The organism is Bradyrhizobium sp. Bra64 (assembly GCF_024519875.1).
Taxonomy (GTDB): Bacteria; Pseudomonadota; Alphaproteobacteria; order Rhizobiales; family Xanthobacteraceae; genus Bradyrhizobium; species Bradyrhizobium japonicum_G.
Genome location: NZ_JALJRD010000003.1, coordinates 161947 through 184846, shown reverse-complemented (window position 1 = coordinate 184846; position 22900 = coordinate 161947). Strand labels below are relative to the sequence as shown.

19 protein-coding genes and 1 tRNA gene are annotated in these 22900 nt (G+C 64.8%); 4 read left to right on the top strand and 16 right to left on the bottom strand.

All coding sequences use genetic code 11. From position 1 onward, the window contains the following. The coding region (locus tag NR187_RS13270) for an IPT/TIG domain-containing protein (protein ID WP_256806666.1) at positions 1-3503 on the top strand (3503 nt) is incomplete at its 5' end. A 66-nt stretch (positions 3504-3569) separates the two neighbouring features. Here the strand turns inward: NR187_RS13270 and NR187_RS13265 are convergent. Together NR187_RS13265 and NR187_RS13260 are read right to left on the bottom strand one after the other, a co-directional pair. Beyond that, positions 3570-4508: a septal ring lytic transglycosylase RlpA family protein gene (locus tag NR187_RS13265; RefSeq protein ID WP_256806665.1), complete on the bottom strand. Its 939-nt coding sequence runs from the start codon at positions 4506-4508 to the stop codon at positions 3570-3572. A gap of 963 nt (positions 4509-5471) precedes the next feature. Beyond that, positions 5472-5762, bottom strand: coding sequence for a hypothetical protein (locus tag NR187_RS13260; protein WP_211386458.1), 291 nt, complete (start codon positions 5760-5762; stop codon positions 5472-5474). A 151-nt stretch (positions 5763-5913) separates the two neighbouring features. On the opposite strand from NR187_RS13260, the gene NR187_RS13255 reads away from it, so the two are divergent. Then, complete coding sequence (locus tag NR187_RS13255) at positions 5914-6504, top strand: TIGR00645 family protein (protein ID WP_211386457.1); 591 nt, start codon at positions 5914-5916, stop codon at positions 6502-6504. Between the two features lie 19 nt (positions 6505-6523). On the opposite strand, the gene NR187_RS13250 is transcribed toward NR187_RS13255, so the two are convergent. After that, positions 6524-6841, bottom strand: a complete 318-nt coding sequence (locus NR187_RS13250) for a DUF1476 domain-containing protein (RefSeq protein ID WP_211386456.1) — start codon at positions 6839-6841, stop codon at positions 6524-6526. 255 nt (positions 6842-7096) lie between these two features. Between NR187_RS13250 and NR187_RS13245 the strand changes: the two genes are divergently transcribed. Further along, a complete protein-coding gene (locus tag NR187_RS13245) occupies positions 7097-7321 on the top strand; it encodes a hypothetical protein (protein ID WP_211386455.1) in 225 nt (74 codons plus the stop codon). Between the two features lie 137 nt (positions 7322-7458). Here NR187_RS13245 and NR187_RS13240 read toward each other — a convergent pair whose 3' ends face one another. The 4 genes from NR187_RS13240 to NR187_RS13225 all read right to left on the bottom strand — a co-directional run bounded on the left by NR187_RS13240 (position 7459) and on the right by NR187_RS13225 (position 10251). Further along, a complete protein-coding gene (locus tag NR187_RS13240; protein ID WP_211386454.1) occupies positions 7459-7650 on the bottom strand; it encodes a hypothetical protein in 192 nt (63 codons plus the stop codon). Positions 7651-8237: 587 nt separating this feature from the next. Further along, positions 8238-8918: a hypothetical protein gene (locus NR187_RS13235; RefSeq protein ID WP_256806664.1), complete on the bottom strand. Its 681-nt coding sequence runs from the start codon at positions 8916-8918 to the stop codon at positions 8238-8240. A 450-nt stretch (positions 8919-9368) separates the two neighbouring features. After that, positions 9369-10112, bottom strand: coding sequence for a DUF2786 domain-containing protein (locus NR187_RS13230; RefSeq protein WP_256806663.1), 744 nt, complete (start codon positions 10110-10112; stop codon positions 9369-9371). A gap of 49 nt (positions 10113-10161) precedes the next feature. Then, positions 10162-10251 (bottom strand) — tRNA-Ser (locus NR187_RS13225). A gap of 329 nt (positions 10252-10580) precedes the next feature. Between NR187_RS13225 and NR187_RS13220 the strand changes: the two genes are divergently transcribed. Next, the gene (locus NR187_RS13220) at positions 10581-11204 is read left to right on the top strand and encodes a hypothetical protein (protein ID WP_256806662.1); all 624 of its coding nucleotides are present in this window, start codon (positions 10581-10583) and stop codon (positions 11202-11204) included. Between the two features lie 123 nt (positions 11205-11327). Here NR187_RS13220 and NR187_RS13215 read toward each other — a convergent pair whose 3' ends face one another. The 9 genes from NR187_RS13215 to NR187_RS13175 all read right to left on the bottom strand — a co-directional run bounded on the left by NR187_RS13215 (position 11328) and on the right by NR187_RS13175 (position 22779). Then, positions 11328-11651: a hypothetical protein gene (locus NR187_RS13215; RefSeq protein ID WP_211386451.1), complete on the bottom strand. Its 324-nt coding sequence runs from the start codon at positions 11649-11651 to the stop codon at positions 11328-11330. A 223-nt stretch (positions 11652-11874) separates the two neighbouring features. Further along, complete coding sequence (gene ilvD / locus NR187_RS13210) at positions 11875-13725, bottom strand: dihydroxy-acid dehydratase (protein ID WP_256806661.1); 1851 nt, start codon at positions 13723-13725, stop codon at positions 11875-11877. A gap of 234 nt (positions 13726-13959) precedes the next feature. Further along, on the bottom strand, positions 13960-14820 hold the full coding sequence (locus NR187_RS13205; protein ID WP_256806660.1) for an ABC transporter permease: 861 nt from the start codon (positions 14818-14820) through the stop codon (positions 13960-13962). Between the two features lie 13 nt (positions 14821-14833). Beyond that, positions 14834-15763 (bottom strand): ABC transporter permease, encoded by a 930-nt coding sequence (locus NR187_RS13200; protein WP_256806659.1) that lies wholly within the window; start codon positions 15761-15763, stop codon positions 14834-14836. Next, complete coding sequence (locus tag NR187_RS13195) at positions 15763-16755, bottom strand: ABC transporter ATP-binding protein (RefSeq protein ID WP_256806658.1); 993 nt, start codon at positions 16753-16755, stop codon at positions 15763-15765. The genes NR187_RS13200 and NR187_RS13195 overlap by 1 nt, the downstream gene beginning before the upstream one ends. Continuing rightward, a complete protein-coding gene (locus NR187_RS13190; protein ID WP_256806657.1) occupies positions 16752-17735 on the bottom strand; it encodes an ABC transporter ATP-binding protein in 984 nt (327 codons plus the stop codon). The genes NR187_RS13195 and NR187_RS13190 overlap by 4 nt, the downstream gene beginning before the upstream one ends. Before the next feature lie 3 nt (positions 17736-17738). Further along, positions 17739-19376 (bottom strand): ABC transporter substrate-binding protein, encoded by a 1638-nt coding sequence (locus NR187_RS13185; protein WP_256806656.1) that lies wholly within the window; start codon positions 19374-19376, stop codon positions 17739-17741. Between the two features lie 31 nt (positions 19377-19407). Beyond that, entirely contained in the window at positions 19408-20223 is an 816-nt protein-coding gene (locus NR187_RS13180) for a sugar phosphate isomerase/epimerase (protein WP_256806655.1), read from the bottom strand. A 522-nt stretch (positions 20224-20745) separates the two neighbouring features. Next, entirely contained in the window at positions 20746-22779 is a 2034-nt protein-coding gene (locus tag NR187_RS13175) for an NAD(+) synthase (RefSeq protein ID WP_256806654.1), read from the bottom strand. Between the last annotated feature and the right edge of the window lie 121 nt (positions 22780-22900).

Genomic DNA, 22900 nt, shown 5'->3' with positions numbered 1-22900 from the left:
CCGCGCCCACCGTCACCTCGATTTCTCCGACGTCAGGTCCGGGCTCTGGCGGCACCACCGTGATCATCACCGGCACCAACTTCTCCGGCGCAACGGCCGTGACGTTCGGTGCGACGGCTGCGACCGGCTTCACGGTCAATTCGGCGACCCAGATCACCGCGACCTCGCCGGCCGGCACCGGCACGGTCGACGTCAGGGTCACGACAGCAGGCGGGACGTCGGCGACTTCCGGGGCGGACCAGTTCACCTATATCGCGACCCCGACCGTCACCTCGATCTCGCCCACGGCGGGGCCCACGGCGGGCGGCACCACGATCACGATCACAGGCACCAATTTCACCGGCGTCACGGCCGTGACATTCGGCGCGACGACGGCGGCGGGGTTCACTTTCAATTCCGCGACGTCGATCACCGCGACGTCGCCGGCCGGGACTGGCGTCGTGGACGTCAGGGTGACAACCCCTGGCGGGACGTCCGCGACGTCGGCGGCGGATCAGTTCACCTATGCTGGCCCGCCGGCCGTCACCTCGATCTCGCCGACGTCGGGGCCGCAGACCGGCGGCACGTCGGTGGTCATCACCGGCACGAACCTTTCCGGCGCGACTGCGGTCACTTTCGGCGCGACCGCGGCAACCAGCTTCACCGTCAATTCGGCCACCCAGATCACCGCGACGTCGCCCGCCGGCACTGGCACGGTCGACGTCACCGTGACGACCTCAGGCGGCACGTCGGCGACGTCGGCGGCCGATCAATTCACTTATGTCCCCGCGCCCACCGTCACCTCGATTTCTCCGACGTCAGGTCCGGGCTCTGGCGGCACCACCGTGACCGTCACCGGCACCAACTTCTCCGGCGCAACGGCCGTGACTTTCGGGGCAACCGCTGCGACCGGCTTCACGGTCAATTCGGCCAGCCAGATCACGGCCACAGCACCGGCAGGAGCCGCTACGGTCGACGTCAGGGTGACGACATCAGGCGGCACCTCCGCAACATCCGCGGCCGACCAGTTCACCTATATCCCTTCGCCGACCGTCACCTCGATCTCACCCACATTGGGCCCGCAGACAGGGGGCACTGTGGTGACGATCACAGGGACCAACTTCACGGGCGCAACGGCCGTCACCTTCGGCGCAACGTCTGCGACGGGCTTCACCGTCAATTCCGCGACCCAGATCACCGCGACCTCGCCGCCCGGGACCGGCGTTGCCGACGTCAGGGTGACGACCGCGGGCGGCAGCTCGACGACCTCGGCGGCGGACCAGTTCACCTATTTTGGCACACCGACCGTGACGTCGGTCTCGCCGACGGGCGGCCCGCTCGGCGGCGGAACGACGGTGACGATCACGGGCACCAATTTCACTGGCGCGACCGCCGTGAAATTTGGCGCAACCAATGCGTCGGGCTTCACGGTCAATTCAGCGAGCCAGATCACCGCGACTTCTCCCGCCGGAAGCGGCACAGTTGACGTCACGGTTACGACACCCGGCGGCACAACGGCTACATCTGCTGCGGACCAATTCAGCTACGCTGCGACGCCGGCGGTGTCGTCGGTTGCTCCGAACGCAGGTCCAGCCGTTGGCGGCACGTCGGTCACCATTACGGGCACTGCACTGGCCGGCGCGACCGTAGTGAAATTCGGCGCGACCAATGCGGCCAGCTTCACGGTGACTTCGGCGACATCGATCACCGCGACATCGCCGGCCGGCGCCGGCACAGTCGACATCACCGTGACGACGTCGGGCGGAACGTCCGCCACATCGGCATCCGATCAGTTCAATTACACGCCCGCTCCGTCCGTCACGTCGATTTCGCCGACTACCGGACCCGCGCCGGGCGGCACGTCCGTGGCGATCACCGGCACGGGTTTCACGGGCGCAACTGCCGTTAAGTTCGGCGCCAACAACGCGACGAGCTTCACGGTGAACTCCGCAACCTCGATCACGGCGACGTCGCCCGCCGGCGCCGGCACGGTCGACGTCACGGTGACGACGGTCGGCGGGGTGTCACCCACCTCGGCCGCCGACAGGTTCAACTATCTATCCTCCACAACGACGACGGCGCTCACCTCGTCGCAAAATCCGAGTAGCTACGGCCAGTCCGTCATCTTCACGGCCACTGTGGGCAGTTCGGGCGGAACACCGGCCGGAACAGTGACCTTCAACGACGGTGGCACGCCGATCGGCACGTCCGCCCTGTCCGCAGGCGTCGCCACCTTCGCGACAACGACGCTCTCCGTCGGCAATCACACGATCACGGCGACCTACAACGGCAGTCCCGCCTTCAATGCCTCGACATCGGCGGTCCTGACCCAGTCGGTCGACATTCCCGCCGACAGCGCCAAGCTGCGCGCCCTCCAGCTCAACGTCACCAAGATTGTGGCGCAAAACTCCGGCCAGGCGATCTCAGGGGCGATTGATACCGCGATCTCCGAAGGTTTCAGCGAGGGCGGACAATACATCACCCCGGGCGCGGGCGGCGTGCGCGTCAACTTCGCCGCCGCGTCCGACGGCGACGAGGACGACAAGACCCGCACCGCTTCGCAAGGCCCCAACGCCTATACCGGTGATGCCGGCTCCGGCCGGAGCGGCCGCGGTACGCGCGGTGCCTCGCGGATCGACGATGCCTTCGCGGCGATCGATCGGGCGGCTCCGACCAAGGCCCAACCGATGGCACGCTTCAAGCAGCAGAAGGACTGGCTGTTCTGGATCGACGTGCGCGGCACCGGTATCGATCGCTGGGGCTCATCAGGCAATATCGGTCAGGGGGCGACCCAGGCCACGCTGTACGGTCAGCAGCTCAACCTGCTCTCGGGCCTGACCTACCGGGCGGCGCCGAACCTGCTGGTCGGTGTGACCGGCGGCTACGAGAGCTTCAGCTACACCCAGACCGACATCAACGGAAGGCTGAAGGGCGACGGCTGGACCGTCGGCGCCTATCTCGGCTGGAAGATCATCCCGACGCTCCGCTACGACGCGGCGGTGACCTATTCGGGCATCGGCTATGACGGCAGCGCCGGCACGGCCCAAGGCAATTTCAACGGCAATCGCTGGATGTTCGCCACCGGCTTCACCGGCAGCTACCGCTGGGCCAATTTCAACATCGAGCCGTCCGCGAAGGTCTACGCGTTGTGGGAGCGGGAAAACGCCTATGTCGATTCCCTCGGCACCCAGCAGGCGGCGCGGACCTTCTCCAGCGGCCGCGCCTCGGCCGGCAACAGGGTCTCCTACCCCATACCGTGGCTCGATAGCGTTCTGCTGATGCCCTTTGCCGGCGTCTATGCCGACTACTATTTCACCCAGGACGACGCGGCGGCGATCGTTGCCGCCGGCGGTATTCCGTTGGCATCCACACCACTGCTTCAAGGCTGGTCGGCGCGCGTCACCGGCGGCATCGGCGCCCGGCTTGCGGGCGGATCTACGGTCGGCTTCGGTGCCGAGCTCGGCGGCATCGGCGGCAACACGCAGATATGGACCTTCACGGGACGGGCGCGCATCCCGTTCTGATCCCTGCCAACAATGGCGAGTCTGCCGTGCCGCGCAGCCAGCCGGTCTTGCCCGCCTGGTGTCTGTTTAGTAGAGGCCGCGGCCGCTCAGGATCCCGCGAGCCTCGGCAGCGCCGCCATCGGAGACGTAGGCGGCGGACGCCGCGCTCCCGGTCGTGTAGCGGCCATCTTCGTCATAGGACACGGCGCGCGCGTTCTGGAGCGTCCGGCCCCGGCTGCGGCTCGAGGCCGACATCTCCGAAGTCGCATTGAGCGAAGCCATGTCGGCGGATGTATTGCCGAGACTGTAGGGACGTCCCTCCGGCATCGGAACCTCGCCACGTATGGCGCCGCGGTTCGACGACGGCAATTCCGGCACGAACGGCCTGGCGGAGGCGACCCGGACCATGGAGGGTGACGGCGCCGGGATGCCGGTGCGCAAGGTGGCCATCAGCTGGCGGTCATCAGAGCCCTCGAGGGGCGCCCGACCGACATATTCGACACGGACCTTGGCGACGCCATTGCCTTTGAATTCAAGCAGTTCGGCGGCTTTGTTCGAGACGTCGATGAGCCGGTTGCCGTGATAGGGCCCGCGGTCGTTGACGCGGACGATCAGGGACTTGCCGTTCGACATGTTGGTTACCCGGGCATAGGACGGCATCGGCAGGGTCGGATGCGCCGCTGTCAGCGAGCCCATGTCGAACACTTCGCCATTGGCGGTCAGGCGGCCGTGGAAATCGTCGCCGTACCAAGATGCCATGCCCTCGGCACGGTAGTTGACGTCCTCCTCGGGCACGTAGGTTCGCCCGGCGACCACATAGGGCTTGCCGACGCGGTAGGTGCCGCCGCCCTTCGGGACAGGATCGCCCAAAGCCACGACCCGGGGGCTCGAGGACACGCCGTATTTCGGATCGACGCGGCTGGCGAATTTACCGGAGGACGCGCAATTGGCGAGCGCGAGGCAGGTCGCGACCGCGGCAACACCGCGCGCGGCCCGCAAAACCGAATCTGACCGTCGGATCCCCATGCGCCCCAAATACCACTTTGCCGGAGGCGTACCCAACCCGCTTGGTTACTGGGAGCGCTGTCCGGTCCTTCAATCCGAAGCGGCCCACCACCGCGTCGGAAGCAGTAAGGATAACGCAACCCGAACACGGCGGAAATGGGGAGCCCGCAGCGATCACGCCGGCATGGTAAACGGGGCGTTCGCTTTCTCCCCGTTGATCTACGGAGCACAGGCACCCTGCTCTGTGCCACCGCTGGACGTTCTGTTGCGCCGAATCCTCACTCCACTCCCATTGTCGAGCCGCGCACTGGAATTCTTTTGACTGTGCAAGGCCGCACGCGCTTTCTCGCGTGCAGGGCGGAATGGAATTGGACGATGATCGAGACGGTTTCGGCACTGATGGGTTTGGTAAGCGCGGGCATATTCCTGGCCCATGCGTTTGAAGGTTACCGCACGAGGGCCTGAGGCACTCGCGCGGGCGGCAAGCATCACCTCTTTCAAGACGGCACGTTCGGACAATCTTAATCGATCCGATCGAGCATCGAAGACGAGAGCGGCAGGTGTCCCATGCGCAACCATGACGTCGTATCCGACAGCTTCCTGGCATTGACCGCCGGCGGCCTGTTCCTGCTCTGCTCGAGCCTCGTGGCGTTGGCCTTCGGCTGAGCACCACTACCATCACTTTCCTTATTTCAAACACAACTAAACCGCGATGCAGCATGGGATCCGATTTGGATTACCGCGCTCCCATTTAGTTGATTGAATTTTTGCGTTCGGCGCCTCGACGCATTTCAAGAGGCCATCACCAACGAAGGTGACGCAAATGCTTGCTGAGAAATTTTTCCTGGTTCTTGAATCGCTGATCCGCGGCGACCGCACCTATCCTGACGGAAGTCCCCGGGTCATCAGCACATCCGCACATGTGCCGGTAAAGCTGCCTGGTCAGAAATAGCCGGCGTCCACGAACTTCCCGAGCAGGGCCGCTCAGCGCAGGCCCAATAGCGAGCGGCGATAGGAGCTGTCGCGGGCCTCGTTCAGGCAGACGAAGCTGCCGTCGGAGCCTTGGCCGTACCGCTTCTGGCCTTTGCCGTAGTAGACGCCTTTCCTGAAATCGAGCCAGACCACCTGGTCGTGCGGGCAATGACGCTGCGCCTGCGCCTCGTAGCGAAACGGCGTCAGCGGCGTCGCCGACACCTCTGCGCCGCTTGCACAAGCCAGGATCGCGGCAGCGAGCGCGATCGCGCCGGGCCATTTGCCGAAACCGCTCCAAAACACGATGCGACTCCTCCCCGTCAGGTCGCCGCACGACGGCTGCCCGGCACGTTAGCACGAAACGGCACGGTCCCCGGAACGCATCGCGTCTTCCGCCGGCCATCGTGCCGGGTTACACGACAGCGAGATCTCTCGATGCGAGGATGTTGCCTGAATGTCGGTTGAGCCTGGACCCAAGTCGGACCTTCGCGCCGAGCCCCGCCCGCCCTTGCCGCGCCTGGCCCTGCTGCCGATGATCATCTTCGGCTCGCGCTGGCTGCAACTGCCGTTGTATCTCGGGCTGATCGTGGCGCAATGCGTCTACATCGCACTGTTCCTCAAGGAGCTCTGGCATCTCTCCTGGCACGCCCTCGATCTCACCGAGCAGCAGATCATGATGAGCGTGCTCGCGTTGATCGACGTCGTGATGATCTCCAACCTGCTGGTGATGGTCATCGTCGGCGGCTACGAGACATTTGTCTCGCGGCTCGACCTCCAGGGCCATCCTGACGAGCCGGAATGGCTCGGCCACGTCAATGCGAGCGTCCTGAAGATCAAGCTCGCCATGGCCATCATCGGCATTTCCTCGATCGCGCTGCTCCGGACCTTCATCGAGGCCGGCAATCTCGGTTCGAACCGGGCCGGCTACACCGAGACCGGCGTGATGTGGCAGGTGCTGATCCACCTCACCTTCGTCGTCTCGGCGATCGGCATAGCCTATGTCGACAGGCTCAGCGATTCCGGGACGCGGAAGCATGCGGAGTGAGGTCAAAGGCAGGCTTGTCTCACTTGTCCGCTTCGAGTTGCTGCAACGCCTGGTGCAGGCATTCCTGAAGCTTGGCCGCGACCTGCTCGCGCGCCACACCCCTGGCGGCAAGATCGCCTGACACCTTGTCCAGGACCTCGTCCATCGTCTGGTGCTCCAGATGGTCCGTTACCAGCGCCGTTGCATAACCGGCCGCAGCATCGCCGCCGAGGCCAAGCTGGCTTGCAGCCCAGAGCCCGAGCAGCTTGTTGGATCGGGCCGTGGCCTTGAACATGAGTTCCTCGTCGTGGGCGAATTTGGCCTCAAAGCCCTGCTCGCGCTTGTCGAACGTGGTCATGGTCAGCTCCATTGCGTTGTCGCTGATGGGATCGGACTGGCTGGAAGCGAACGTCTCCGTGGTTCACGTCAGTTTAGGCACATTCGAAGCTTCCGGCGGAAGCCAGATGCCGTCAAGCCCGCAGCTGCCGCCGCGGACCGGGCTGTGCACCGCACGCTCAAGCTCCGCGCCAGCCAGGACGGCTAGGGAGAGATGTTAACCATTCGTTAAGCAGACTCAGCGCCGCATGGCGCGGGGGACATCGAGAGCTGACGCATGAACAGAGAGCTGCGGGAGTTTCGAAGGCTTGAACGGGTCTGCCTGGAGCAGGCCGCCCTCTCCACCATGGATCTCGCGCGTAGCGGGCTGCTCAAGGTCGCCGACGATTGTCGGATGGCGGCCGAAGCCATCGAGGCGCAACCGCCGCGTGGGGCGTTGGCAGGCGCCGTCCACGCGCTCAAGCATGCCCTAAGCGCGACGCGCATTCCCAGCCGGCACTAAAGCGCGATGAGATTGGGATGAATCGTCACCGCGCTTTAGGTTCTTGTTTGAGCATGATCTTTTCGGAAAACCGCTTCGCACTTTTCCGGATCATGCTTTAGGCACCGACAATTGCCGGCGCGACCGACCGCGTATGGTCAGCCCTTCGCGTCCGCCTGTTCACGCGCGAGGCGTTCGGCCTTCAGCCGCTCCTTGTTGGCATAAAACTGCTTCTGCGCCTCTTCGTGATCGCGCATGGCCTTTTCGGCCTCGACGCGGCGCACCGCATCGCGCGCCTGGCGCTGTTCGGGGGTCAGGGGTTTGCGTCGGTAGGAAACGTCTTCAGTCATGAACCGACAACGCGGACACGGCAAAAGAGTTCCAAAAGAGTTCCATGAGTCGAACCGTCCGGCCGGCCTGAGCCAACCGGAATGTCCCGCTCGTTGAGGACCCTACGGTCCCGAAAACCTCAATCTGCCGGCGGCCTTCCAGGAGGGAATTCGGCCCGGCCGCCTGCCCGCAGGCCTCTTCAACAAAATCTCGAAAACAACCCCATGCACAGTAGCCGATCCGTTTCGAATCAAAACCCATTTGACCCGTCGGGCAAAACAGTGGCATAATGCCATTATTCCGAAATCGATCGGCGCATCGTCACTTGCCCCCGCAGCCTCTGGGCGAAAGCCGGATTGATCCAAGCTCGCCGCGTGGGCAAGCGCTGGTTCGTAAATGTGGTGACCCTTAAGGCCCGCAAACTGCTTCAATCCTTATCGCCGAGGACAGTCACGATGTCCGCCCAACTTTGAAGTCGGTCATTGACCAAGCAAGAATGGATGTCTGATTTGGGTGGTCGCCGCTTTCACTTTGGTAAGCTTGCCTCCTCGAAAGCTGACATTGCAGCCTTCTGAATGGCTCCCCGGCCGGTAACAATCAGTCCGGGTTATTTGCTGCCCGCATCGTTCCGGAGCCGCCTTACATCCACAAATGCATCGAATACGCCGCGTGAACGCAGGTCCTTCGGGAGCCCGAGAACCGCATGAATACGTCGAATAGCGCCGTGCCATTCTTCTTCAGTCACAGGACCCCGCATCTCTTCAGCATTCACAAAATACAAGAACACCAAGCTGCTCTTCAGGCCGTTGAGCCGCGTCAGGAAGTAATGATGCGCGAGCCGGTTGGCATATTGGTAGAACAGGTTCGACCAGATCGCGCTCGCTTTGGGTGCATAAAACTTTCGCGCGTCGCAGAGGCTCTTCTCAATTAGCTCGAACGACTGCGGTGATGCCTTCGTCGCCGATGATGCTGCTTCAGGAATGTGAGCCTTGGCCTCTACAAAGATTGGGATTTGTTCGGTGGTGACGCCAATCGCATCCCAAACCGGGCCGCGCGCAGGCCAGAACTCTGCAAGCGGTCTCTTAAGGCTGGCGATCTCTGCTTTGGTAATGGCGGTCATATCGCGATATTCGCGAAAGCTGTCGTCCCGCAGAGGAGATGCCCAAACAACTGAAGCAGTTCGTCCGATCGCACCACTTAACCGCAGGGCGCTTTCCAGAACTTCAGGCTTCTCATTCACTGCTATCTGTAGCCAACGCTGGCTGCCCGCCGACGCATAGTCGCCCATCGGACTAAATCCCTTTGTCAGTATCTCGCGGGCACCATTCAGATCGACAGGTATAGGCGCCCATTTTGTAATAATTTGGTTTTCAATGTGTGCGACGCGCCTCGCACCAGCCTACAGTAGCTTAAACTGAAGGAGCTAGACAAATGGCTTTATTCAAATCGTCAACTCCCGAAAAGGTGGTGCAGCGCGATATCGATACGGCCAATGCAAATCGCGAACGCGTTTCCACCCGGCTCGCTGAGTGCGATCAGGCGGTCACCCATCACATGGAGCCTGCCAAAGACTGTGCACTCTCTGGCGACGATGCCGGACCTGCTCAGGATCGCGCCGCCACGCTGCGGTGCCTGAAGTGGCGACGAGCGCGTCGCGCAACTCCGGACCGGGGCTCGCGGATTCGACGATCGCTTGCCGTGCCCCAGGGCCCCTACCGTCAATCGAAAGCCTGGGCGTTCAGCTTCCTTTGGGAGCGGTCCCCGACTGCGACCCGCCAAGGCCGGGATTGATGGCCAGCGACGCGCCGGCGGCGCCGCCGGCTTCATAGGCCGTCATCGACACCATGCGGCTGGTGCTGCGCTGGGTTCGGATCCTGAGGTCGAGCTTGTCGAATTCCGCATCGACCACCGAGGTCTTGAGGACGACCAGCCCGCGGCCGGTGCTTTCGTTGACCTGATCGCGACTGGCCTTGATCGCCAGCAGCCTGTCCGCGACTGATGCCACCATCCCGAGCGCGAAGGAGGCATTGGCCAGATGGCGCTCCTGGTGCCGGAACCTGCTGTAGTCGACCGAGGTCTTGAAGCGGCCGAGCTCGGCGCGCACGGCGCCGTCGATCAATTCGGCCAGGTAATGCGCGACCTCGACATCCGCGCCGAGACCGAAGAACACATAGCTGCTCTCGCCCGCCGCGTTCTTCTCGCGCCAGACCCGGCAATCGCAGAAATGAGCGATCGCGCCGATGCAGTCGTCCAGGGGAATGCGCTTCTTGCGATGGGTCTCAAAGACCCTCCGTTCGCACGGCGAGGCGCGCAGCTCGACGTCGGAGAGCGACAGATCGTGGCGATCCAGCAGCTCGGCGACCTTGGCGGCGGCCGACAGCGCCTCGTCCTCGGTGCAGCCATTGGCGATCGTCTTGGCGCGCAACGCGTGAATGCGGAGCTTCAGCTTGTCGAGCGCGGCCGGATTGGACGTCTGATGCACCGATCACCTGCCCGGAAAGCCCAACCAACAGACCCCGGTCGGATCATACTGGCGGAAGGGGTGGGATTCGAACCCACGGTACCCTTGCGGGCACGCCGGTTTTCAAGACCGGTGCCTTAAACCACTCGGCCACCCTTCCAAGCCGTTGCCATCAATGAGCTTTATGGCTCTTGTCAGGAGACGAAGCGAGTCATTTGCTATCGCTTTGCTGCCCGACGTCGTCGGCGCGCTTGTTTATGGCGGCGCGTAGCACTCCGTCAACCGCCGCGGCCCCCCCCCCTGCGTGTTCGGCATCGGATGGGAACAAATGTCCATCGTTACCGCGATGCTGGCGTGATCCAGAACCATCCGAACCGCTCGGGGGGCCCGGACCTCGGGTGAAAACTTGTTCGTCGTCTTGCTCGTCATGGCTCCTCTCAGGAGTTGGAGCCTCCGGCAAACCCGGGGGCGGTTCATAGCGCCCGGAGGGTGCGCTATGCCCAGAGCGAAAGCTTAAAGGCCATCTGCTTGATTCTAGCAGGTGTTCAACTCCCGGCCGCCGGTTCGTCACCGGCATTGGCCTTGAACAGCCAATCTATTGCCGGTCACGCCGGCGGGCCTCCAAAAGCGCTGCCGATTCGCTATTGTACCGTCGAAGAGGTCGGGATGACGCACTGGGAAGCTCTAGTTCGATTTGACGATGAAATCCGCGAAGCGGCGGCCAAGCTGCTTCCGTTTGGTCTCGTTTGGGTCGACAAAATGGGCGAGGCATTCTTCGCGCTGGATGAAGATCGCAAATACCTTTCAAACATCGTTACGGGCTTGATGGAAGAGGCAATGCTCGTGGCACGATACGATGCACTAGAGGCGCTAGAGGCCGAGCGAGCCGAAGCGGCACAATGGATCAAGTCCATTTCCCGGTTTCCTGACGGTGAAGAGGTCAGCAAAGATGCGCTTGCCGTTCTCGTTGAGCTGCGAGCGCGCGGCTTCGTAGTATCCAATGACAGAGATGGCACTGTCCGTGTTGCTAAGGACGGTCGTGGGACTTCGTATGTTCGCTCGAACGCCGATGTTGTCCGGCTTGGTCAGATCTTCATCCGAGAACCGCGATAGTGGCTCGCTGGTTGCGAGGCCCGGTTTGGATTCGCCTCCCGTTTCGGGCCTCGTTTACTGCGGGCCAAGAAAACGCGGCGCCCGATGGGAGCGCCGCGCGAAATTCTTCGTTGCTGCGTCGGCTCAGTAGCCGCAGGACGCGCAGCCCATCTGTACCGGGGCGTAATAGGAATAGCCGGGCGAGACCATCTCGACGCGCTGGCGCGTGGCGTATTGCGGCGGGATGTGCTGGTACTGCACGCTCGGGGGGGCGACCATCACGGTCTGCGGCACCATCACGGTGCGATACTGCGCCGGCGTGCGGTGCGCGACGGTCGCGCCGGGCGAAACCATCACGGTCTCGTCGACGGTGCGGTATTGCGGCTGGACGTATTGCTGCTGGTAGCAGGTCTGGCACGGCGGAGGCGCGTAGCAATTGTAGCAGCCGGCGGAAGCTGCGCCCGTCATGGAAATCGCGGCGACGACTGTTGAGAAAACGACAGCAAGAGTACGAGACATTATGGTGGCGCCCCAGTTGCCCGAAATGGATTTGCGAAGGTCGCAGGCAGTATACGCCGGAAAATCCTGCCATGCCGAAGTTCGTCGGGGCATCCTTAATGCAAACGGCCGGTTTTCACCGGCCGTTCAGAACTTGTTGACCATGCGCGCGAGGCGCGAGCTAATGCAACGCTCAGTTCGAGCGACGCTTTACCTCTCGCACCGCGCCGCGCGCGGCGCTGGTGGTGAGCGCGGCGTAAGCCTGCAATGCGGTCGAGACGTTGCGCTTGCGGCCAATCGCCTGCCAGGCGGTATCGCCCTTCGCGTCTTCCGCGGCGCGGCGGCTGGCGAGCTCCTCGTCGGAGACCTCCAGCGTGATGCTGCGGTTCGGAATGTCGATGGCGATGCGATCGCCCGTGCGCACCAGACCGATGTTGCCGCCTTCGGCCGCTTCCGGCGAAAGGTGACCGATCGACAGGCCGGACGAGCCGCCCGAGAAGCGGCCGTCGGTGACGAGCGCGCAGGCTTTGCCGAGGCCCATCGATTTCAGATAGCTGGTCGGATACAGCATTTCCTGCATGCCGGGGCCGCCGCGCGGGCCTTCGTAAATGATGACCACGACCTCGCCGGCGACGACCTTGCCGCCCAGGATGCCTTCGACGGCCGCGTCCTGGCTTTCGAACACACGCGCCGGGCCGGAGAACTTCAGGATCGAGGCGTCGACGCCTGCGGTCTTCACGATGCAGCCGTCCTGCGCGAGGTTGCCGTACAGCACGGCAAGACCACCGTCCTTGCTGAAGGCGTGCGCGAGATCGCGCACCACGCCCTTCTCGCGGTCGGCATCGAGCTCGTCGTAGCGGCGCTCCTGGCTGAACGCGACCTGGGTCGGGATGCCGCCGGGCGAGGCACGGAAGAAGGTGCGGACGGACTCGCTCTTGGAGCGCTTGATGTCCCAGCGCTCCAGCGCGTCGTTCATGGTCGGCGCGTGCACGGTCGAAACCGAGGTGTCGATCAGGCCAGCGCGATCGAGCTCGCCCAGAATGCCCATGATGCCGCCGGCGCGATGCACGTCCTCGACATGCACGTCGGCAACCGACGGCGCGACCTTGCAGAGCACGGGCACGCGGCGCGAGAGCCGGTCGATGTCCTGCATGGCGAACGCGACCTGCCCTTCATGGGCAGCCGCGAGCAGATGCAGCACGGTGTTGGTCGAGCCGCCCATCGCGATGTCGAGCGTCATCGCGTTCTCGAACGCCTTGAAGTTCGCGACGTTGCGCGGCAGCACCGAGGCGTCGTCCTGCTCGTAGTAGCGGCGCACGATATCGACGATGGTATGGCCGGCCTCGACGAACAGGCGCTTGCGGTCGGCATGGGTCGCGACCACCGTGCCGTTGCCGGGCAGCGCCAGGCCAAGCGCTTCGGTCAGGCAGTTCATCGAGTTGGCGGTGAACATGCCCGAGCAGGAGCCGCAGGTCGGGCACGCCGAGCGCTCGATCACCTTGACGTCCTCGTCGCTGACCTTGGAGTCGGCGGCCGCGACCATGGCATCGATCAGGTCGACCGCCTTGGTCTTGCCCTGCACGGTGACCTTGCCGGCCTCCATCGGGCCGCCCGAGACGAACACGGCGGGAATGTTGAGACGCAGCGCCGCCATCAGCATGCCGGGCGTGATCTTGTCGCAATTGGAGATGCAGACCATGCCGTCGGCGCAATGCGCGTTGACCATGTACTCGACGCTGTCGGCGATCAGTTCGCGCGACGGCAGGCTGTAGAGCATGCCGTCATGGCCCATGGCGATGCCGTCGTCGACCGCGATGGTGTTGAATTCCTTGGCGACGCCGCCGGCCTGCTCGATCTCGCGCGCGACGAGCTGGCCGAGGTCCTTGAGATGGACGTGGCCGGGCACGAACTGGGTGAAGGAATTGACGACCGCGATGATCGGCTTGCCGAAATCGCCGTCCTTCATGCCCGTCGCGCGCCAGAGGCCGCGGGCGCCCGCCATGTTGCGGCCGTGGGTGGTGGTGCGGGAGCGATAGGCTGGCATGGCGGTTTCCGTCCTGGTTGGGTCAGCCGGGCGGAGAAATATCGAAGCCGCCTCAGGCCTTTCCGGCCGGATACCGCACGGGGTGGCTCGGCGCAACGGGAACTTGGGCCGGACAGGGCTCCCCTGCTCCCGGCGCGGGCTTTGCGTCGTTCATCTTACCTCTCCCCGTCATTCCGGGTTCGCGCCTTTCGGCGCGCCCCGGAATGACGGCAGGGGGCGGTAGGGTCGCAGCTCCTATTGCAGGGTCGGATCGAGCCGGTCGCGCAGCCAGTCGCCGATCACGGACACCGCCAGGGTGGTGATCACGATGGTGGTGGCAGGCGCCAGCATGATCCAGGGCGCCCTGGTCAGGTACTCCCTGCCATAGCCGACCATGTTGCCGAGGCTGGTCATCGGCGGCTGCACACCGAGGCCGAGGAAGGACAGGCCTGATTCCATCAGGATCACCTCGGGGAAGACCAGCGTGGTCGACACGATCAGGGTCGAGGCGATGTTGGGCAGGATGTGCCTGAGGTAGATCCGTGGCGGCGTCGCGCCGAGCTGGCGGACCGCGGCGGCGTAGCCTTGCGCATTGGCGGAGATGGCAAGGCCGCGGGCGATGCGGGCGTAGCGCTCCCAGCCGAAAAGTCCCATCAGGCCGATCAGGAGCGGCAGCGAATTGCCGAAGAAGGCGAGCACGGCGAGCGCCATGATCAGGAAGGGCATGCTGGCCTGGAAGTCGGACAGCATCAGCACGAGCTGTTCGACGGCCCCGCGGAAATGCGCCGCGAGGAAGCCGAGGGTGGTGCCGACGACGGCCGAGATCGCGGTCGCGCCGAACGCGATCAGGAGCGAGATGCGGATCGAGACCAGCAGCCGCGACAGCACGTCGCGGCCGAGCTCGTCGGTGCCGAGCCAGTGCGCGACATTGCCGGGCGCCGAGAGCCGGTTGCGCAGATCAAGCTGGGTGTAGCCATAGGGCGCGATCTTCTCGGCCAGGGCGGCGATCACGAGCATGGCGACGATCCAGGCGATCGCGAGCGCGACCGACGCCGGGATCGCCGGCAGGCTGATGCGGCGGCGGGCAGCGATGTCCTTCAGCGTCGCGTCGGTCATGCGTGCGCTCGCTTCATGCATGAGCCCCTTTGGCGCGCAGGCGCGGATCGAGGAAGCCGTAGAGGAAGTCGACAATCAAATTGGACGTGACCATGGTCATCGCGACCAGCAGCAGGATGCATTGCACGACGGCGAGATCGCGATTGGCAACCGCAACGACGAGAAGCCGCCCTACCCCCGGCCACGAAAACACGCTCTCGACCACGACCGCGCCCGCGATCAGCGTGCCCACCATGAAGCCCAGAATGGTCACCGTCGGGATCGCCGCGTTCGGCAGCGCATGCGAGGTGACGACTTTTCGCCACGGCACGCCTTTGGCGGAAGCGGTGCGGATATAGGGCTGGCCGAGCACCTCCAGCATGGCGCTGCGGGTGAAGCGCGCCAGCACCGCGGCGCCGCCGAGGCTGAGCGTCACGATGGGCAGGATGGCATGGCGCCAACTGTCCTGTCCGCCCGACGGCAGCCAGCCGAGCTGCACGGCGAAGATCAGCACGAGCAGCAACGCAAGGACGAAACTCGGCACGGTGAAGCCGGCGACCGCCGTCATCATCACGGCGCGGTCGATTCCCGAACCCCGGTGCAGCGCCGCGTAGATGCCGGCGGGAATGCCGATTGCGACCTTGAATGCGAACGCCGGCAGCGTCAGCGCCAGCGTCGCCGGTATCCGCTCCAGCACGAGTTCGATCGCGGGCCGTCCGTCGCGCATGGAACGGCCGAGCTCGCCCTTGGCAATGGCGCCAAAATAATCGAGATACTGAAACCAGATGGGATCATCGAGCCCCCACGCCTTGCGGAAGGCGGCGAGCACTTCCGGCGGCGCTTCCGGTCCCAGAATCATCAGGGCGGGATCGCCGGAGAGACGCAGCACGACGAAGGCGAAGGTGACGACGAGGACGATCGTCAGGGCCGCGCGTCCGATCCGAATGGCAAAATAGCGACCCATCAGGCTGCATCCCGCGTCTCGGCCTGCGGCCCGGTCACGAGGTGGCAGGCAACCTGCCTGTCACCGCCGACGGCGGAAAGGGCCGGCACCTCGCTCCCGCAGCGCGCGATCGCGCGCGGGCAGCGCGGATGAAAGGCGCAGCCATGGGGACGCGCCGCCGGGTTCGGCGGATCGCCTGCCAGCACGATGCGACCTGCGCTGCGGCGGCCCGGTGCGGGTGAGGCCGAGACCAGCGCCTGGGTATACGGGTGCTCCGGCCGCGCGAACAGATCGTCGGCGCTGCCGAGCTCGACGATGCGGCCGAGATACATCACGGCGACGACATTGCTGATCTGCCTGACGACGCGGAGATCGTGACTGATGAAGAGAAGCGTGAGCCCCAGCTGCGCCTGGAGATCGGCGAGCAGATTCACCACCTGCGCCTGGATCGAGACGTCGAGCGCGCTGACCGGCTCGTCGCAGACCAGGAAGTCCGGTTTTGTCGCCAGCGCCCGCGCCAGCACGATGCGCTGCCGCTGTCCGCCGGAGAGCGCGCCCGGATAGCGCCCACCATGCGCGGGCGTGAGCTCGACGGCGCGCAGCAATTCTCGCACCCGCTCCTCGCGCCCGGCGGGCTCACCGAGGCCATGAATGTCCAGCGGCTCGCGGATCTGGGTCGCAACCGGCAACCGCCGATCGAGCGCCCCCAGCGGGTCCTGAAAGATCATCTGCATCTGCGCGCGCTGCGCACGCCATGCAGGCGTCCCGGGCATGGCCATCGGCTTGCCGCCGAACCGCACCTCGCCGCGGTCAGGCGGCTCGAGGCCGAGCACGATGCGGCCCGTGGTGGATTTGCCGGAACCGGATTCGCCGACGAGGCCGAGCGTTTCGCCTTTGCGGATCGCGAGCGAGACGCCGTCGACGGCATGCACGGCCATGCTGCGGCCGAACATCCCGGCGCGCATGCCGTAGCTGCGCGAAATCGAGGACACCTCGACGAGCGGCGCGCTCATTCTGCGGCAACCCCGAGCAGCGCGCGCCGCGAAGCCTCGGCGCGGATGCAGGCGACGGCGCGGTCGTTCGCGATCGGCACCAGGGTTGGGGCGGCAAGGCCGCACGGCGCGGCCGCCAGCGTGCAGCGCGGCGCGAAGGCGCAGCCATCGGGCATGCTCGCGGGATCGGGTACAGTGCCCGAAATCGCGGTCAGGCGACGCCTCGGGCCATCGAGCGGCGGCAGCGAGCCGATCAGCCCCTGCGCATAGGGATGCAGCGGATCGGCGAAGAGCTGGTTGGCCGGCGCCGCCTCGACGATGCGGCCGGCATACATCACGGCAACGCGGTCGCAGTTTTCGGCGACGACGCCGAGATCGTGGCTGATCAGAACCATCGCCATATCCATCTCGCGGCGGATGGTGGAGAGCAGCTCCAGAATCTGCGCCTGGATGGTGGCGTCGAGCGCCGTGGTCGGCTCGTCGGCGACCAGCAGGTCGGGATTTCCGGCGAGCGCCATCGCGATCATGATGCGCTGGACCTGGCCGCCGGAGAATTCATGCGGATAGGCTTCGAGCCGCCGCGCCGCATCGGGGATGCCGACGAGGTCGAGCAGCCGCCGCGCCTCCGCCTTCACCGTCTGGCCCGACAGATCGCGATGCAGCGCCAGCGCCTCGCAGAGCTGCCTGCGGATGGTCAGCACCGGGTTGAGCGCGCTGGCCGGATCCTGAAAGATCATGGCGACCCGCCCGCCGCGCACCTGATCAAGCTCGGAGGCTGGGGCACCGAGGATCTCGCGTCCCTCGAGCCGCACCGAGCCCGAGACATTCGCATGCCGTGGCAGGAGGCCGAGCGCCGCAAGCCACGTCACCGACTTGCCGGACCCGGACTCGCCGACGAGGCCAACGGCCTCGCCCTTCTGCAAGGTGAGATCGACACCGCGCAGGACCGGCACGCCCTGGAAGCCGACACTCAGGTCCTTGATGCTGATCAGCGGCGCCACCAATCAAGCCTCGAAATTGCCAGCGCGGAAATCCATCGCGAATGCCGGCGAGGCTTTCCACTTGATCGACTTCGGCTTGGCCGTGAAGGTCGCGTTCTGGTGCAGCACCGTATAGGCGGGGTCTTCGCGCTCGGCGATTTCCAGCATGCGGTGAAACGCCTTCTTGCGGGCGGCCCGGTCGGTCGAGGTTTCCAGGAATTCGGAGAGTTTGTTCAGCTCGGCATTGGTCCACTCGCCGATCTGTTGCTGCTGGCCGTTCGGGCCGTGCTGGGCGACCAGCGAGGACACCGGATCGTTGAAGGCGGCCGAGTTCGACCAGTCGCGCACGGCGCGCGTGGGCGCACGTTCCATGACCTGCGACCAGTTCTCCTTGGTCTCGATCTGGACGTTGAGGCCGACCGACTTCCACATCTCGACCAGCACCTGCGCGGTCGCGACCTGGTTGGTGTAGTAATTGTTGAGCAGGCGATAGGGAATCGGATCGCCCTTGTAGCCCGCCTGCTTCAACAGATCCTGCGCGAGTTTCGGATCGTACGCCGGTACGCTCCAGTCTGCGATGAACATGTCGCCGTAGAATTCCCACTGCAGGCCCTTCGGCACGCGGGTGCGGCCGGCCCAAAGGCTGTCGACGATGGCCTGGCGGTCGATCGCATGGGTGAAGGCGCGCCGCACCAGCGGATTGGCGAGCTGGGCGTGGTTCTTGTCGAACACGGTCAGGCGGTGATTGAGGATGGTGCCGCCCTGCACTTCGAACGCCGAATTCTTCTCGATGCCGGCGATCTGGTCCGGCGGGATGTCGCAGGCGAACTGGTACTCGCCCGAGAGCAGGCCGTTGATGCGGCTTGCGACTTCAGGCACTTCGAGGAAGCGGATGCGCTTGAGCGGCGGGCGGCCGCCCCAATATTCGTCGTGGGCTTCCAGCGTCAGCGACACGTCGGGCTTGAGTTCGACCACCTTGTAGGGGCCGGTCGTGATCGGCTTGCGCGCCCAGTCGAGATAGCTCGCCGATTCGTCCCAGGCGCGGCGGTTCATGATGTCAGAGCCGTAGCGCGACAGCCGGCCCTCGATCGTGACGTCGGGCGTGGCGTTGTAGAAACGCACCGTGTACTTGTCGACGGCATCGACGCGGACGAGATCCGGCCAGATGCGGCGGGCGACGGCGGGAACGTCCGGCGGCAGTTCCTTGCCTGGACGCGGCGTCGGGATCTTCTCGAAGGCCTGGATCGTGGAGCGGCTCTTGGCTTCGGTCTGGCCGAACATGCGCTCGCGGCTGAAGGTGAAGACGACGTCTTCGGCGGTGAGCTCATCGCCATTGTGGAACTTCACGCCCTGGCGCAGCTTCACCTCGACGGTCTGGTCGTCGATACGGCGCCATTCCGTGGCGAGGCCCGGCACAGCCTCCAGGCTGCCGCGCCAGTCCTTGGAGATCAGGCCCTCCCAGATCGAGGAGAAGAACACGCGCTCGCCGACATTGGACTGCTCGCGCAGCACGTCGAGCACGTTCGCGTTCGTCACCTTCTGCACGGCGATCGTCACCGACGGACGATTGTCGGCCTGCCCGATCGCAAAACGCGGCAGCAGAAGCGTGCCCGCGGCGGCGCCGCCGGACTTCAGGATGGTACGACGGGTGAGCTTGCTCATGGTGATGACCCCTGCCCTCTGATGATGTCGGTTATTCCGCGAGCCCGAGCACGGCGAGATGGGCTGCGCCGGCGCGAACGTCGTCGTGATTGCGAAGCTCGAGGATCAGCCGCGGATTCGATGTCAGCCGGCCCAGCGCACGGAACACGGCGACCCACGGGATATTGCCTTCGCCCGGCGCCCAATGCCGGTCGGCAAAGCCGTCGGTGTCCTGGAGGTGAACATGCGTCAGCATGTCGCCGGCGGTCTCGACGTAGTAATCGACCGGCGGCGCCCCGGTGGAGACATGCGCGTAATTGGCGTGCCCGGTGTCGAGCGAGACGCGCACCTTGCTGCTTTCGAGCGCCTTGGCGAGGCGCACGCGGTCGCGCGGATCCTTGTCCTCGATGTTCTCGATGACGATCTCGCAGCCGATGGCTTCAGCACGCACGATCACCTCGGCAAGCGTCTCCTTGACGCGCTCGACGATATTGCCGCGGTTGTCCGGATAGAGATCGAGATTGTTGTGGTCCCAGGTCGTGAACGGCGAATGCATCACCATCTGCGTCGCGCCGAGGAATTCCGCGGCCTCGAGGCCCTGCAGCAGGCGCTTGGTCACGGCCTGGCGGATCATCGGGTCGTGGCTGTCGATCTTGAAGCCCCAGAACGGGCCGTGGATGCCGAGGCGGCCGGTATGGCCCGAGAGCATTTGCTTGATTTCGCTCGCCGGGGTTCGCCAGTCGCCGTCGAGCAGGTCCGCCCGGAAAAAATCCTGAACTTCGAGATCGCGCTGCCGCTCGAGAAGCCAATCGCGGTGGGCGGGAATTGATTTGATGGACAACGCGGCGCCCAGCACTGGCTTCGACATGGCTTGCTCCCTTGATCGTCAGCGATGACAAGGCAGCGCTAGACCAGTTCAATGACAGGCCGGTGAAATTCAGGTTCCGCGGCGCCGAGGAGATGTGGACATCCCGCCGGCCGTCTGCATTGAATTCAGGCAGCAACGATCGCAGTGGATGCGAACCAATGCACCAGCGTGCAGCACTCAAGCGAATTCGTGTCCGTAGTGATCCGGAATGGAATCCTAACCGCACTTCGCGTACTTCGCGTACATCGATCGGCGGCCTTCCAAGGGCATCACCTTCTGATCGCGCTGCATGGGGTTGGGGGACCACATGGGGCGGGGGGATCAAAGGCTGGGGCAAGGTGACGAGGTCCGGACTCCTAGGCACTCCGGACCTCGGTACTTTCCAGATTGAACGCGATCTCGCGCCGCCGGCCTTACAGGTCGCGCGGCGCGATTTCGTTCGAGCCGCCCTGCCCGATCAGAGCTATCGATCAGACTTGCTGATCAGACCTGCTGATCAGACTTGCCGATCAGACCTGCCGATCAGTTCGGCACGTTCCGTTCGAGATCCTCGAGCCATGCCGCCGCGCTCGAATCCGACGGCGCGCGCCAATCACCGCGCGGCGACAATGAACCGCCGGCCGAAACCTTCGGTCCGTTCGGCATCGCCGAGCGCTTGAACTGGCTGAACGCAAAGAAGCGGCGCAGGAACACCTCCAGCCAACGGCGGATTTCCGGGAGATCGTAAGCCTTGCGCCGGTCGGTCGGGAACGCCGGCGGCCATTCGCCCTTGGCAACGTCCTTCCACGCCTGGAGCGCCATGAAGGCGATCTTGGACGGCCGCATGCCGAAGCGCAGCGTGTAGAACAGGTTGAAATCCTGGAGCTCGTAGGGTCCGACCGAGGCCTCCGTGCTTTGCGGCTTCTGGCCAGGCTCGACCGGAACCAACTCCGGCGAGATTTCGGCCGAGAGGATCGAGACCAGCGTGCGGTTGACGCCGTCGCTGAACTGCCTGGAGGCGATCACCCAACGGATCAGATGCTGGATCAGCGTCTTCGGCACGCCGGCGTTGACATTATAGTGCGCCATCTGGTCGCCGACGCCGTAGGTGCACCAGCCGAGCGCGAGCTCCGAGAGATCGCCGGTTCCGATGACGATGCCGCCGTGATGGTTGGCGAGCCGGAACAGATAATCCGTCCGCAGGCCCGCCTGCACGTTCTCGAAGGTGATGTCGTAGACCTTCTCGCCCTTGCCGAAGGGATGGCCGATGTCCTTTAGCATTTGCGTCGCCGTGGTGCGGATGTCGAGTTCCTGCCAACTGGTCTGCAACGCCTTCATCAGCGCCAGCGCGTTGGTCTTGCTCTCGCTGCCCGTGGCAAAGCCCGGCATGGTATAGGCGAGGATGTTTTCGCGTGGCAGGCCGAGCAGATCCACCGCGTTGGCGGCGACGATCAGGGCGTGGGTGGAATCGAGCCCGCCCGACACGCCGATGACGACGCGCTTGGTGCCGGTGGCGCGCATGCGCTGGACAAGGCCTGCGACCTGGATGTTGTAGGCCTCGTAGCAATCGTGCTCGAGCAGGCTCTCGTCGCTTGGCACGAACGGAAATCGCTCGATCTTGCGCAGAAAGCCGATATCGGCGCTCGGCGGCGTCAGGGCGAAGGTGACCGTCCGGTAGAAGCCTTCGCGCTGCCGGCGATTGTCGTCGAACGTGCCCATCAGCGAGCGTTCCTGCCTGAGCAGATCGAGATCGACATCGGCATAGGTGATCTGGCCGCCCTGGCGGAACCGCTCGCCCTCGGCCAGCAGCACGCCGTTCTCGTAGATCGAGGTCTGGCCGTCCCAGGCCAGATCCGTGGTCGATTCCCCTGCCCCGGCCGCCGAATAGACGTAGGCAGCCAGGCAGCGCGCCGAGGTCGACTGGCACAGCAGCGCGCGCGAGCGCGCCCGGCCGATCGTGATCGGGCTACCCGAGAGATTGATCAGCACGCTGGCGCCCGCGAGCGCGAGTTCGGACGCCGGCGTCACCGGGATCCACATGTCCTCGCAGATTTCGACGCCGATAGTCAGGCCCGGGACGTCCTCAGCCGCGAACAGGAGGTCGACGCCGAACGGTGCGTCCAGCCCGCCAAAAGCGATCGTCTCGCCGACGATGCCCGCGCCGGAGGCGAAATGCCGCCCCTCGTAGAATTCGCGATAGGTCGGCAGATAACTCTTGGGCACGACGCCGAGCACATTTCCGCGATGAATGACGACGGCACAATTATAGATGCGATGACCAAAGCGCAGCGGCGCGCCGACGATCAGGACAGTCAGCAGCGCGGAGGAGGCCTCGACGATCGCCGCGAGCCCGCGCTCGACCGCATCGAGCAGCGGGTCCTGCTTCACCAGATCCTCGATCGCATAGCCGGACAGGCACAATTCCGGAAACACGGCGACCGCCGCCGACTGCTCGTGGCAGGCATTGGCCGCCGCCAGCACGGCTTTGGCGTTGGCGGTGGGATCGGCCACGTGGGACGTGGTGACACAGGCCGCCACGCGCGCGAATCCGTGGGCGTAGATCGAGTGAAAACTCATCGAGCGAAGTACCTTTAGTCTCTCTGCGGCCGTCCGCAGCCGTCAGCTCCGGACCATTTGTAGCCCATGGAGCCGGCCCCGTGCAGGCCATCCGCCCTCATGCATAACGGATTTGCATGTT

Excerpts from the sequence above, each read along its gene's own strand:
- NR187_RS13265 (WP_256806665.1), bottom strand. The coding sequence starts at position 4,508 with ATGGGGATCCGACGGTCAGATTCGGTTTTGCGGGCCGCGCGCGGTGTT.
- NR187_RS13255 (WP_211386457.1), top strand. The coding sequence starts at position 5,914 with ATGTCGGTTGAGCCTGGACCCAAGTCGGACCTTCGCGCCGAGCCCCGC.
- NR187_RS13250 (WP_211386456.1), bottom strand. The coding sequence starts at position 6,841 with ATGACCACGTTCGACAAGCGCGAGCAGGGCTTTGAGGCCAAATTCGCC.
- NR187_RS13245 (WP_211386455.1), top strand. The coding sequence starts at position 7,097 with ATGAACAGAGAGCTGCGGGAGTTTCGAAGGCTTGAACGGGTCTGCCTG.
- NR187_RS13240 (WP_211386454.1), bottom strand. The coding sequence starts at position 7,650 with ATGACTGAAGACGTTTCCTACCGACGCAAACCCCTGACCCCCGAACAG.
- NR187_RS13235 (WP_256806664.1), bottom strand. The coding sequence starts at position 8,918 with ATGGGCGACTATGCGTCGGCGGGCAGCCAGCGTTGGCTACAGATAGCA.
- NR187_RS13215 (WP_211386451.1), bottom strand. The coding sequence starts at position 11,651 with ATGACGGGCGCAGCTTCCGCCGGCTGCTACAATTGCTACGCGCCTCCG.
- ilvD (WP_256806661.1), bottom strand. The coding sequence starts at position 13,725 with ATGCCAGCCTATCGCTCCCGCACCACCACCCACGGCCGCAACATGGCG.
- NR187_RS13205 (WP_256806660.1), bottom strand. The coding sequence starts at position 14,820 with ATGACCGACGCGACGCTGAAGGACATCGCTGCCCGCCGCCGCATCAGC.
- NR187_RS13200 (WP_256806659.1), bottom strand. The coding sequence starts at position 15,763 with ATGGGTCGCTATTTTGCCATTCGGATCGGACGCGCGGCCCTGACGATC.
- NR187_RS13195 (WP_256806658.1), bottom strand. The coding sequence starts at position 16,755 with ATGAGCGCGCCGCTCGTCGAGGTGTCCTCGATTTCGCGCAGCTACGGC.
- NR187_RS13185 (WP_256806656.1), bottom strand. The coding sequence starts at position 19,376 with ATGAGCAAGCTCACCCGTCGTACCATCCTGAAGTCCGGCGGCGCCGCC.
- NR187_RS13180 (WP_256806655.1), bottom strand. The coding sequence starts at position 20,223 with ATGTCGAAGCCAGTGCTGGGCGCCGCGTTGTCCATCAAATCAATTCCC.
- NR187_RS13175 (WP_256806654.1), bottom strand. The coding sequence starts at position 22,779 with ATGAGTTTTCACTCGATCTACGCCCACGGATTCGCGCGCGTGGCGGCC.